General features: G+C 69.2%; 12 protein-coding genes. 2 read left to right on the top strand and 10 right to left on the bottom strand.

Going from position 1 to position 11,697, the window contains the following annotated elements; translation table 11 throughout:
* Window positions 1-65 precede the first annotated feature (65 nt).
* The 4 genes from ACFV20_RS01145 to ACFV20_RS01130 all read right to left on the bottom strand — a co-directional run bounded on the left by ACFV20_RS01145 (window position 66) and on the right by ACFV20_RS01130 (window position 3,754).
* Entirely contained in the window at window positions 66-965 is a 900-nt protein-coding gene (locus tag ACFV20_RS01145; RefSeq protein ID WP_385650914.1) for a methyltransferase domain-containing protein, read from the bottom strand.
* A gap of 90 nt (window positions 966-1,055) precedes the next feature.
* Window positions 1,056-1,934, bottom strand: coding sequence for an LLM class flavin-dependent oxidoreductase (locus ACFV20_RS01140; protein WP_385650913.1), 879 nt, complete (start codon window positions 1,932-1,934; stop codon window positions 1,056-1,058).
* 135 nt (window positions 1,935-2,069) lie between these two features.
* Window positions 2,070-3,107: a hypothetical protein gene (locus ACFV20_RS01135; protein WP_385650910.1), complete on the bottom strand. Its 1,038-nt coding sequence runs from the start codon at window positions 3,105-3,107 to the stop codon at window positions 2,070-2,072.
* Window positions 3,095-3,754, bottom strand: a complete 660-nt coding sequence (locus ACFV20_RS01130; protein ID WP_385650908.1) for a hypothetical protein — start codon at window positions 3,752-3,754, stop codon at window positions 3,095-3,097. The genes ACFV20_RS01135 and ACFV20_RS01130 overlap by 13 nt, the downstream gene beginning before the upstream one ends.
* A gap of 321 nt (window positions 3,755-4,075) precedes the next feature.
* Between ACFV20_RS01130 and ACFV20_RS01125 the strand changes: the two genes are divergently transcribed.
* Together ACFV20_RS01125 and ACFV20_RS01120 are read left to right on the top strand one after the other, a co-directional pair.
* On the top strand, window positions 4,076-4,459 hold the full coding sequence (locus ACFV20_RS01125) for a DUF192 domain-containing protein (RefSeq protein WP_385650906.1): 384 nt from the start codon (window positions 4,076-4,078) through the stop codon (window positions 4,457-4,459).
* Window positions 4,460-4,925: 466 nt separating this feature from the next.
* A complete protein-coding gene (locus tag ACFV20_RS01120; RefSeq protein ID WP_385650903.1) occupies window positions 4,926-5,156 on the top strand; it encodes a hypothetical protein in 231 nt (76 codons plus the stop codon).
* A 30-nt stretch (window positions 5,157-5,186) separates the two neighbouring features.
* On the opposite strand, the gene ACFV20_RS01115 is transcribed toward ACFV20_RS01120, so the two are convergent.
* The 6 genes from ACFV20_RS01115 to ACFV20_RS01090 form a co-directional block, all read right to left on the bottom strand.
* Entirely contained in the window at window positions 5,187-7,718 is a 2,532-nt protein-coding gene (locus ACFV20_RS01115; protein ID WP_385650902.1) for a hypothetical protein, read from the bottom strand.
* A 193-nt stretch (window positions 7,719-7,911) separates the two neighbouring features.
* Window positions 7,912-9,273, bottom strand: coding sequence for a cytochrome P450 (locus ACFV20_RS01110; RefSeq protein ID WP_385650900.1), 1,362 nt, complete (start codon window positions 9,271-9,273; stop codon window positions 7,912-7,914).
* 245 nt (window positions 9,274-9,518) lie between these two features.
* Window positions 9,519-10,145, bottom strand: coding sequence for an OmpA family protein (locus tag ACFV20_RS01105; RefSeq protein WP_385650898.1), 627 nt, complete (start codon window positions 10,143-10,145; stop codon window positions 9,519-9,521).
* 35 nt (window positions 10,146-10,180) lie between these two features.
* On the bottom strand, window positions 10,181-10,756 hold the full coding sequence (locus ACFV20_RS01100) for a hypothetical protein (RefSeq protein ID WP_385650896.1): 576 nt from the start codon (window positions 10,754-10,756) through the stop codon (window positions 10,181-10,183).
* A 31-nt stretch (window positions 10,757-10,787) separates the two neighbouring features.
* Window positions 10,788-11,390 carry a flp pilus-assembly TadE/G-like family protein gene (locus ACFV20_RS01095; protein WP_385650894.1) on the bottom strand — a complete coding sequence of 201 codons (603 nt, stop codon included), beginning with the start codon at window positions 11,388-11,390 and terminating at the stop codon, window positions 10,788-10,790.
* Window positions 11,387-11,620 (bottom strand): hypothetical protein, encoded by a 234-nt coding sequence (locus tag ACFV20_RS01090; RefSeq protein WP_385650892.1) that lies wholly within the window; start codon window positions 11,618-11,620, stop codon window positions 11,387-11,389. The genes ACFV20_RS01095 and ACFV20_RS01090 overlap by 4 nt, the downstream gene beginning before the upstream one ends.
* Window positions 11,621-11,697: the final 77 nt, after the last annotated feature.

Below are 11,697 nucleotides of genomic sequence, written 5' to 3'. Positions count from 1 at the left end.
GGTGCGGGTGTCAGGCGGGCTCGCGCGGGTGCGTGGGTCAGGCGGGCTCTCCCGCGGTGCGTCTGTCAGGCGGGCTTGCGTACGTCGAAGAGGTGCCGGGTGCTGTGCGCCACGAACGGGCCCTCGGCCCGGATGCGCTCGTGCAGTGCCCGGAGCTGTGGCTCGTAGGCCTCGACGGTGAAGCCGGGAACCATCCAGACCACCTTGCGCAGGAAGTGCACGACGGCGCCGATGTCGTGGAACTCCATCCGCAGCCGTTCCGCCCGCAGACCGACGACGTCCAGCCCGGCGGCTTCGGCTTCGGCGCGCTCCCGGTCGGGGTGCCGGGCACCGCGCACGTCGTCCGGCTGGGGCCCGAGAAAGTACTCGACGAGTTCGAAGACGCTGCTCGGGCCGACGTGCTGGGCGAAGTAGGTGCCGCCGGGCTGGAGGACGCGGGCGATCTCGTCCCACCGGGGGCGGACGGGATGGCGGCTGACGACCAGGTCGAAGGCGCCGTCGGCGAAGGGCAGGGGCGCGTCCTCGGCGGCGGCGACGACCCCGACACCGCGCGGCCGGAGCAGGGCGGTGGCCTTGGCGACGTTGGGCGGCCAGCCCTCGGTGGCGAGGGTGAGGAGGGGCGGCTTCGGGGCGGGTTCTCCGGGGGCGACGTGAGACTGCCGCAGGGCGGGGGTTCCGGTGGTGTTCTCCCCGGTCGGGTCGCCGGTCCCCGCGTCGGCGATCCTGGCGAGGGCGAAGTCCAGCACCTCTCCTCCCCCGGTCTGCACGTCGAGCACCGCACTCGCCCGGCCCAGCCGGTCGGCCATGGACACGGCGTACCCCCAGGAGGGGCGTGCCTCCGTCGCCCGTCCCTCGAACCAGGAGAAGTCCCAGCCTTCCGTGGGGACGGAGGCCCCTTCGGCGAGGAGGTCCTCGTAGGAGGTGGGGTGTGAGGGGTGCGGGTGCGGTTCCCGGGGTTGTGCCATGGGGAGATGGTGGCATCGGACGGCAGGGGGACGCCCGCTCTTTATGTGCCGGCGGGCGCCCTGGGCCCCTCACCGACCCCTTGCCGGAGGTCAGGGGACGAGGGGACGCACCTCCTCGGCCGCGAACCGCACGAAGCCTTCCGGGTCGGGTTCGTCCGCGGTCGGCTGCAGTACGACGCTGTCGGCGCCGGCCTCGACCAGCCGCGCGACGGCCTCCGCGACGGCCCCGGCGTCTCCGGCGACCCCGAGGTCCGGGACGGCGGCGACCCCTTCGGCGTCGAGCTCGGCACGCAGGCGGGCGTCGGCGTCGGGCCCGGTGGCGGTGAGCAGATAGACGACGAAGGGGTGCGGTCCGGCCGCGCGTCCGGCCGCGGCGCGCCCCTCCGCGACGAGCCGCCGGGCTCGGCGGACGCCCTCGGCGTTGGTGGCGGCGGTGAGGATGGTGCCGTCGGCGGCCTCTCCGGTGAGCCGCAGCGACCGCGGCCCGGTGGCACCGGCCAGCACACCGGTCTGCGGGGTGGTCGGCGGCCAGTCGAGGGCGACGTCGTCGAGCGTGACGTACCGGCCGTCGACGGTGACCCGCTCGCCGCTCAACAGGGCCCGGAGCGCGAGGAGATGCTCACGCAGCAGGGTGAGGGGCGACTCGACGCGGGCGCCGACCTGCCCCATCCAGTCCTGCACGCCGTGCCCGACGCCGAGGATCGCTCGCCCCGGGAACATGCGGTGCAGGGAGGCGGCCTCCATGGCGGTGATGGCGACGTTCCGCAGGGGCACGGGCAACAGCCCGACCCCCACCCGCACACGCTCGGTCCAGGCGAGAGCAGCCGCGGCGGTCGACATCCCGCCTTCTCTGAAACAGTCCTCCCACAGCCACAGCTCGTCGAGCCCGGCACTTTCCGCGACGTCACACACGGAACGGAGTCGCTCGGGGGCCAACTGGGGTCGGAACACTGCGCCTAGAGGGGTCATGGGCCTTTCCTACCCACGATCGGGGGCGCCGGGAAACACCCGTGCCCGTCGACGACTCGGGTTCCGGCGAGGACGCGCGCGGCGGAGCGGCCACCCACACGGGTGGCCGCTCGCCGGTCGGGGCCGTGGCCCCGCTCAGCGGTTGACGGCCTGGATCTCCTGTACGACCACGTCCTGGGTGGCGCCGAAGGCGCCGTCCGGGAGGTCGCCGCTCGCGCCGCCGGAGCCGGTCCAGGTGATCTTCCAGGTGACGGTGGCCCGGAGGGGGTACGTGCCGTCGCCCGAGGAACGGAGGTACTTCACGCCGCAGGGTGGCGTGCGGTTCGCCTTGCCGGTGGCGTAGGGCTCGCCGATACGGTCGTCGGCGATCTCGCAGACGCCGGAGGCCGGGTAGGTGACGGCGTCCTTCGTGCCCGGCTCGATGCGCAGCGACTGGGGTGTCGCGGTGGCTGTCGCGGTGATGCCGATGACGGGTACGGACGCGGTGACGGAGACCGGCTTGAAGTCGGCGGCGTCCAGCCAGGCCCAGGTCGGGAGGTTGACCTTCGTCCGGGCGGCGGGAGCGAGGGTCACCTCGGTGCCGGGGACGCGGATCTCGGCGTAGGCGAGTTCGGCGAGCACCCGCGGGGTGACGGCGTTCTTGATGTTCGCGGGCGGGGGGTCGCCCTGGTCCACCCAGAAGATGGGTTCCTCGCAGGAGTCCCAGCCCGGGGGGAAGTCCTTGTTGACGAAGGAGTCCCAGAAGTAGCCCTTGCCGGTCTTGTCCTTGTTGAAGTCCTTGTAGGGGTGTCCGTCGACGTAGCGGTCCCGCTGCTCGGCATCCCACTCGTACCCCGTCGAACCGGCCTCCCAGGTCGGCTCCAGGTACTTCTTCAACTGGTCCGGGGTGTACTTCGGGGCGTACCAGCAGGGCGGCGGGGTCCAGGACGTCGCCGCCCTGAGCGCGCCGGCGGCTTTGCCACTGCCGTTCTTCGAGCGGTCGAAGACGACACCTCCGACGGTGACGGAAACGGTGCCGTCCGCACCCGCGTCGGCCTCCTGGTGGGTGCCCTGCGTGTCACCGCCCAAGGTATCGTCAGCGGTGGCCACTCCTGGAAGGGCCAGGAGCGACCAGCACGCGCCGGCCAGCACCACTGCGGTGAGCTTTTCCAACGGCGTTCTCACGGCCGGCACTTGGGGCTCCCACTCTGCGAGACCATCTTCTGGATCACCCAGACGCCCTTGTCGTTCTTCTTGAGCGACGTGTGGTAGATGACGTAGCTCTTGGCCGTGACCTCGGTCTTCCTGGCCTTGTCGGTCTTGAGGTCCTTCACGTACGCCTTGCCCTGGTCCTCGCAGTAGCTGAGGGACGCCGAGCCGTCCTTGTCGACCGCCACCTGCGGAGCGTAGAAGCGGTAGGCGCCCGTGATGGCCGCCTTGTGGTCGACGTAGTTCTGGATGAACTTCTGCGTACTGGCGGCCGCTTCGCCCTCGTAGTAGTAGAGGTACGGCTTGTCGAGCGCGTTCTGGTTGACGATCGCGAGGTCGACCGCCTTGATGGACTGCTCACTGTCCGCGAGGACCGCGTCCTTGTCCTTGTCGCCGGTCTTGGGCCAGTCGAACGTGTAGGAGAGGTCCGACGGCAACTCGATCTTCGGGCGGCCGGTGGTGTCCGGCTCCTTCGGGGTGGTCGACGGGGTCGCCTGCTCGCCGGTGTCCGCTCCCGCGATCTTGTCGCTGTCCTTGCTCTTGGAGCTGTCATCGCTCCCGCACGCGGACAGCGTCAGGGCCGCAGCGGCGGTCAGCGTGAGCGCTGCGAGGAGGGTGGGGCGGCGGGTCACGGTCGGCTCCCGGGAGGTGACGAGGCTTCTCTTGAGCGAACCAAAGCTATACAGCGGGGTGCGGCCGCACCAGGGTGAAGGTTGTCAACTCCCGGTGTGTATGGGGAGGAATCGGCGGTTCGTCGTCAGCTTTGCGCCGTAACGGTTGCATAACGCGCCACACGGGGACGCCAACGGCGGTGCCGCACCGGGAAGTTCCAGACACGAACCAGCAAAGCACTGGGGCCGGTTGGGTCCGTGGGCCCATGTGAGGGCCGCCGCGTCCGGCTACCTTCAGGGCCTTGAAGCCATGGACGGGTGGCACGGTCGGAGGGGGTCCGGATGGGGCGGCGCTGGCGGGACGGGCGTGGGGAACTGGTCGTGCACGGGGGTGACGGACAGCCGTCCGTCCGGGTCCCGCTGGAGATCGCCACCTCCTACCGGGCGCGCACCAAGGGCCTGTTGGGGCGGGACGCCCTCGACGGGGCGATACTGCTCTCCCCCGCCAACAGCGTGCACACCTTCCGCATGCGCATACCGATCGACGTGGCCTATCTCGACCGCGACCTGCGTGTCCTCACCGTCCGCACCATGCGTCCGGGGCGACTGGGGATGCCTCGCCTCCGGGCCCGGCACGTGGTCGAGGCGATGGCCGGGGCGATGGACGCGTGGGGGATGCGAGCGGGAGCCCGGGTGGAGGTCGCCGTACCGGCGGAGGGCGGATAGGGTTTCTCGGTTTCATCACTTGCACGTCCGAATAGCACACTCAGCGGCCGCCTTGGGTAGGGTCACTTTTATGAGTACCGACTTGTATGGATGGCTGGAATGCCGGCCCGGACTCGGACGCCATGGCATGGAACACGCGTCATGGGAGCCCTTTTGTGACCTCAGGCACCTTTATTGGGCCCGTGATTACAAGTCGTGGTCAGTGCTCTTCGACGTCCGGAGTGTGGAGCCTGTCAGAGCACTCTTCCCTGACCGCGGGGCCCCTCCAGACGTTTCGGACACGGTACGCAGGGATGCGGACGATTTCGACGGCGACAGTCGTTCGTGGTTCTCCTGGCGTGAACTGACGGCCGTCGACTGGAACGCCCGCTGCACTGACGGCCCGTCTCGGTACTGGGTCCGCCGCTGGTCCCGTGCCCGCACAGGATCCCTCGTACCCGACGGACTGACTGCGCTCCCGGACGACTTGTACGACGCGGCCGCCGAGGCGTTCGGAGAGGGCAACATCGCTCCCTCCCGGTGGCCGGCCGACGGGGAACTCGTGCTCGGCGACGAGGTGTACCGCCCTGTCTCCCCTGCCTACCGCGACCTGGTACCGACCGACGGACCATGGCAACCGGTGTGGAACGTGATGGGCACTCTGGCCGAACTCCACGGTGAGGACAACGTCCGCCTCGTCGTCTGGTTCGGCGGCTGAAAGAAGCCCCCCTCCCCGGGGGGCCTCTTGTCATTCCACACCCAGGTACTCCAACGCCCCCTTGGGGTTGTCGTTCAACCGCTGCCAGTCGATTTCCTCGCCTCGACTGTACTTCGCTTCCAGCGCCCGCTGCATATCACCCAGTTGCTTGGCAGTGAAGTTCGCGTCACCGATACGGGCGTCCACTCCCTTCTCGTTCATGAGCTGGGCAGGAGAGACCTTCTGGCCCTTGATGGGCCGGAAAACCTCAGTCCACTTATCGGGCTTGTCGATCTCGACCCGAGCCGTCCCGCCAGGGTTCGCCTTGTTCCACTCGGAGAGGGTATTGATCTTCCCGACGAATTCCGGCTGACGGGTCGGGTTGACCGTGTTCTTCACTTCGACCAGGTGCACCCTGCCGTCCCGCCCCTTGTACAGGACATCGGCGTCCGGCACGTTCGACACATCCACGGTTTCTCCGGGCGCGACCTCGACCTGACGCCGGTTGTGTTCCGAGCCGACGGCCGTGTGCACGGTGCTGCCGGGTGCCGCGTCCTCCGAGGCACGCCGCACGCCGCGCACCTCGGCGAGCATCTCCTCGAGCCTGCTCGGGGTTCGCGCGTTGGTCACCTCGGAGCCGAGCTTGCTCGCGCCCGCCCGGTCGACGTTCCCGCGTCGTGCGAGGTCAGTGAGCTCACCGAGCGCGGCCGCCGCCTGGTCCTTGCCGATCTCCTTCTTGCCGGGGTCCTTCTTGGCGTTCTTGACGAAGTCGTCGATGTTGCGCTCGTCGATGCTGAGCCTGCCCTGCCTGATGGCGGCCTTCGCCGCCTCCGCCTGGGCCTCCAGCGCCAGTTGCTGTGCCTCGTCCGCCTTCTCCCGGGCGTCCTGGGCCCCCTCCTTGGCCTCCTCGTCGCAGCCGCCCTCGGCGAGGATGACGTACGGGGAGTCGGACGGGGCGGCGGCGAGGACTGTGGTGCCTGTGCCGGCGGAGCCGGTGAGGGGGCCGGTGGTGGTCGCGGGCGGGTTACCGCCGTACGGGATCCGGCGCGCGGGCGCGGCGATGGTGCAGCCCGACTCGCGGGCCCGCTTCTCGGCCGCGTCCGCCGCCTCGTCGGCATCCTTCGCCGCTTTTCGAGCGCCTGCGGCATCGCCGGCCTCGGCCGCCTTGCGGGCCTTCTCCGCCGCGTCCGACGCCTTGTCGAGGGCTTCACCGACCTCGGCCAGCTTCTTGAATTTGGTGAACTTCGTGATGGTCTTCGGGCTGAAGATGCCGACGACGTTGACCACGGTGTTGCCGATGGAGGCGCCGTAGTTGCCCTTCTCCCAGTTCTCCTTGTCGACGAACGTGTCGATCGCCAGGTCGGACACGAAGTCCTCGGGCGAATTGACCCAGCCCCAGACGGAGGAGAGGTAGTTCCCCTTGTCCCATTCCGCGCCCAGTTCGTCGGCCTTGTCGCCCCACCAGTCGGTGGTGTAGCCCTTCAGGCCGTTCCAGGTGTCCTTGATCGAGCCGACCGGGTCGCTGACGACGTCCATGGTGTCGGCCAGGAAGCTCTTGGCGGGGGCCACGAAGAAGCCCCGGACGTGGTCCATGAACGTCCTGTCGTGGCGTTCCTGGTCATGTACGTCGTCCCAGAGCGACCGCTCGTCGAACGGCCCCGGAGCGAGGGGGATCGTGTCGTTCGTTCCCGCGCCCTCATAGGTGATGATGCTGGTCGACCACGCCGGTCGTTCGCCTGCCCGCACACCGTCGCCCGGACCCGGCCCGTCACCCGGGCCCGGCCCGTCGCCCGGACCCTGACCGCCGTCCGCATCCGCGCCGCCGTCCGCCTCCGCGCCGCCGTCCGTGTCTGCGCCGCCGTCCGCATCCGCGCCGCCGTCGGTGTTCGCGGCTCCGTCGGTGTTCGCGGCTCCGTCCGGGTCCGCGTCGTCGCCCCCGTCGGTGCCCTTTGCCGGACCGTCGTGCTGCGCGCCGTCGCCGTCCCCGGCCGCGTCCGTCTCCGTACCGTCGCCCTGCGGGGTTGCCGGGCAGGCCGTGCCCGTCACGGAGCAGATCGCCGACTGGATGCCGTCGGCGATGCGTCCGCCGAGGCCGCCCACCGACAGCGCGACGATGATCGCCGCGACCACCGCGATGAGCCCCGCGTACTCCACCGCGGTCTGGCCCTCGTCCCGTCGCCAGCGGATCATCCTCTCCAGGCTGAATGCCCGCCGCTGCTCCCTGTCTTCGGGAGGGCTCGCGAACCACTCACGCGAACGGGCCCGCAGCAGCAGCACGATGACCGCCACCGGCATCGCCGCCTGGGTGATGCCCCGCGGGTCACCCTGCAGCAGCGTGCCGATCGACAGCCACACGATCCACGCCTGGACGGCGATCAGCGCGCGGCTCGTCCACGCCCCGCCCCGCCACAGGCGCCGGGCCAGCCAGACACCGGCCACGCTGGGCAGTGAGTCGTAGACCAGGATCCCGAGGATCTCCCCGGAGTGATACGTCACCACCGACAGCACGGTGATCACGTACAGCACCGTCAGCGCGAACTGCACCCACAGCAGCAGCTGCGCCCAGCCCAGCTCCCTCGGCAACGGCGCACGCCGTTCCCAGGGAGGGCTGCTCTGTGCACCCCCCGTCCCGAACGGGGGTATCCGGTCACCGGCAGGGGACATGCGCGACCTCAGCTCAGCTCGACATACGGCCGTTCAGGACGGACATCGAGCCGAGGCTAAGGAACGTCGATCACTCACGCATGGGCCCGTGGCCCCAACCCTGGGCCCAGTTTCAGTGAGCTCGTTCAGGGCGGTTGCGGGGGAGGACGGTCATGCGCAGGGCGCGCGGCCGTACGGTGAGCCGGGCGACCTGGCGGACAGGCCGGTCGTCGGCGCGTTCCAGCCGTACCGAGCGCAGCATCGTCGCGAGCGCCGTGACCATCTCGGTGCGGGCGAAGCGGTCCCCCATGCACTTGTGCTTGCCGTCCCCGAAGGGCAGGAACGCGCCCGGCGGGGGCTCCTGCGCGGCGTCGTTCCACCGGTCCGGGTCGAAGGAGAGCGGGTCGGGGAAACGCGCGGGGTCGCGGTGCAGAGCGTGCTGGCAGTAGGCCAGTTCGGTGCCGGCGGGCAGTGTCCAGCCGCCGAGACGGGTCTCCTCGGTGGTGCGGCGCGTGACCAGCCAGCCGGGGTGGTGCAGCCGCAGGGTCTCGGTGATCACCCGGTTCAGGTACGGCAGCCGGGGCACGTCGTCGAAGGTGACGGGCCGCTCACCGAGGACCTCGTCCAGCTCGGCCAGGAGGCGGGCCTCGATGGCGGGGTGGCGGGCGAGTTCGTACAGGGCCCAGGACAGCACCGACGCGGTGGTCTCAGTGCCCGCCACCGCCAGGGTGAGGATCTCGGAGCTGATCTGATGCCCGGTCAAGGGCTCGCCCGTCTCCTCGTCGACGGCCCGCAGCAACATCGAGAGCATGTCTCCGGTGTCGTGCCCGGAGGCCTGCAACTCCGCGACGGCGGTGTTGACGGTGGCGCGTACGCCGGCCCGGGCCCGGTCGAAGCGGCGGTTGAAGGGCAAGGGCAGGCGCTCGGCCCAGTCGGGCAGCATCAGGCGCACACCGACGCCGTTCATCACCACCGACAGGTCGTTGCGCAGCCGGCGGAAGACGGCGTCGTCGAGACTGCCGGCGAACACCGTCTTGGCCAGCATGTCGAGGCTGAGTCCGACCATCGCCTCGCGTACGTCGAGGGGCCGCCCGCGTTCCCAGCCGGCGACCGTGGCCGTGACCTCGGTGCGCATGAGGTCCACGTACCGGCTGATCTCGGTGTGGGCGAACGCCGGTTGCAGCTGGCGGCGTTTGCGTACGTGGGGCCGGCCGGTGGCGGTGACGACGCTGTCGCCCAGCAGCTGGCCCAGCTTGTCGTAGAGCCGGCCCTTGTCGAGCGTGGGTGCCAGGGCCTTGAGCATCTGGTGGATCAGGGCCGGGTCCTGGACCACGACGGTGCGTGTGCCGGGTTGCAGGACGATCTCGACGAGCGGTTCGCGGGTGTCGCGCAGCGACTCGGTGAAGCCGAGGTTGTCGCGCATTCTCAGCGCGTGGCCGATGAACGGTAGCGATCCGGCAGCCCGAGGTATGGGGAGAGGCGCAGCGGACGTCACGGGGCATCCCTTCACGGCAGTCGTGGACGCCCCTATGGCTTCCCTGCTCCTTCCCCGGCGCAATCCTGTCATGCACGTGTCCTGTGCCACGTGGGATGCCGTGCGGGGCTCCTGCGCCGTGGGGGTGCCCGTAACCTCGACACCCCCAGCCCATCAGCACAGGAGCCGCAAGCCCCTACCGCATGACGTCCTTCACCGCAGCCGTCCTCCATCCTGGAGGGGCAACGCTGCACACGCCCGGTGGCTCAGCTTTCCTGGCGCGGGAAGGAGACTTCGACCCGGCGGTTCTTCTTGCGGCCGGTTTCCGTCGCGTTGTCGGCGATGGGGTACTGCTCGCCGTAGCCGCGGACCTCGTAGGTGACGCCGGCGTCGGTCAGTTCCTGGTCGAGGACGTTCTGCACGGCGTCGGCCCGTTTCCTGGAGAGGACGTCGCCGTGGGCGGAGGAGCCGAGGTTGTCCGTGAAGCCGAAGACGCGGATCTTCGTGGCGTTCTGCGCCTTGATCTCCTCGGCGATCGCGGAGATGCGCGCCTTCGCCTGGCCACTCAGCTTCGCACTGTCCTTGCCGAAGAGAACCTCGGCCTGCAGGGCGAACTTGACATCGGCGTTGGTGTCTTCCCGCCGCTCGTCGCCGCTTTGGTCCTCCACGACCTGCTTGATGTCGAGGACTTTGGGTTCGGCGAGGGTGGCGCCTTCGGGGAGCTTCAGGTCGGGGTCGTTGGGGTCGACCTTCACCGGTGCTCCGGCGGAGGGTTCGGTGCCGGGGGGGACACTTGGGCCTTCGTCCGCGTGGGCGCTCACAGCTCCGTTGAGGTGGATGGTGACCGCGAGGGCAGCGGCAGAGACGATCAAGGAGAAGTGCTTCGCCGCCACGCGGCCTGAGGCTGGTGTAGTGGTCACAATGCGCCTCACGCAGAGATCTTGATGAGTGCGCTCGGAAACAGCGGCAGCTGGAAGGTGACTTCGGTAGTGCTCGCCGGAGGGGAAGGGAACTGCAGGAACACAGCCATGGACTCCCCGGCCTTGAGAGCCGAGAAGCCTGTGGTGGTCAATGGGCGCCCATCCGTGTCGCGCAACACGTAATACCGCTTCTTGCTCTTCGAGTCGACGAGCGTGGCGCCTCCGAAGGACCTGCCATTGTTGATGATTTCGGTCTCGTTGCCACTCAGCTCGGCCGGGATCGTGACGATGTCCGAGCCGTCATTCTTCAAGTTGCCGTTCACCGTGATGAAACCACCGGAGTCGCGCTCCGCGGAGTTGATCTGGAGAAGAAGGCCGCTCGGCCCCTTCACCTCGGCCAACGGCTCACTGGTCCGCCCCTCCTGAGGAGTCGGTTGGGATCCATTGCCCTTGGATGCAGACGCCGAGGGCTTCGGCTTCTCGTCGTCACCGCCACCGCCTCCACAGCCGGCCACAGCCATCCCGGCCGCGACGGTCAAGGCGACCGCTCCCCTGCGGACCTTCGTAGTGAACCGCATGCTCATGGCTCTGCTTCCTTCAACTCGTCGTTCGCTGTCAGTCGGCCAGGTGGACGTCGAAGAGATCCTCGGGTTTCGGCAGGACCCGGGGAGGATCGTCCGGCTTCAGGTCCCAGTTCTTGCCCTTGCAGGTGAGCCTCGGCAGCACCTTCTCACCCGCGTCCGGGGTCAGGGGCTTGAATTCACAGCGAGACTCGATCACGGCCGTGGCGGAAGCGTGCGATTTGCGGTCCTCCGTGCCGGGGATGATCGAGTCACCGACAGGCTCGTTGGCCTCTACCTTGACCGTGAAGCCCAGAAGCCCCTCCGGTGCGCAGCTCACCACCCGTGCATCGTTCCGTGCGGCGAGTTGGTCTGCGCGCGAACACGACGGGCCGACTCCTTCTGCGTTGCCCTCGAAGATGTCCAGCCACTTGGTCGGGTCGAGCAAGTTCTTCACCCAGACACCGGCGAGCACGTCCCGCCTGTCCTGCGCCGCAGCAAGAGCCGCGGCGTCTGCGGCCGTCTGGGCACCGTTCCGATTGACCGCGGCCTGGCCGACCGCAAAGTACGCGAACGCGAGGAAGAGCAGGCTCCCCACCACTGTGATGTAGATGGGGAATGCCTGCCCTGCGTCGCTGTGACGGTGAGGTCGGATCAAGGAGCGACCTTGTTGATCTGCGTGGTCAGCTTGTTGACGATCGTCTGACCGATGTTCGTGGAGGCGATCAGCACGACGATCGCGACCACGACCGCGATGATGCCCAGGTACTCGACCGCCGTCTGGCCCTTGTCGGCGGTGCGGCGCTGCATGGCCTCGACCGTCGTGTTCTTCCAGCCGTTCACACGGACCTTGGTCGCGACGGCGGTCTTCAGCATCAGGTCGCTCATGGTGTTCCCCTCCGGGTTCGGCTGTGTCGCTTTCGACACGAGGAACGTACGGCGGAAGACCCTGTCCGCCAGAGGGC

The organism is Streptomyces sp. NPDC059696, from assembly GCF_042733745.1.
In the GTDB taxonomy this organism is placed as follows: domain Bacteria; phylum Actinomycetota; class Actinomycetes; order Streptomycetales; family Streptomycetaceae; genus Streptomyces.
This window is presented reverse-complemented; position numbering and strand designations above follow the sequence as displayed.

What these genes read in the sequence shown, in the direction of transcription:
- ACFV20_RS01090 (WP_385650892.1), bottom strand. Translation starts at nt 11,620, where the DNA reads ATGAGCGACCTGATGCTGAAGACCGCCGTCGCGACCAAGGTCCGTGTG.
- ACFV20_RS01125 (WP_385650906.1), top strand. Translation starts at nt 4,076, where the DNA reads ATGGGGCGGCGCTGGCGGGACGGGCGTGGGGAACTGGTCGTGCACGGG.
- ACFV20_RS01145 (WP_385650914.1), bottom strand. Translation starts at nt 965, where the DNA reads ATGGCACAACCCCGGGAACCGCACCCGCACCCCTCACACCCCACCTCC.
- ACFV20_RS01100 (WP_385650896.1), bottom strand. Translation starts at nt 10,756, where the DNA reads ATGAGCATGCGGTTCACTACGAAGGTCCGCAGGGGAGCGGTCGCCTTG.
- ACFV20_RS01140 (WP_385650913.1), bottom strand. Translation starts at nt 1,934, where the DNA reads ATGACCCCTCTAGGCGCAGTGTTCCGACCCCAGTTGGCCCCCGAGCGA.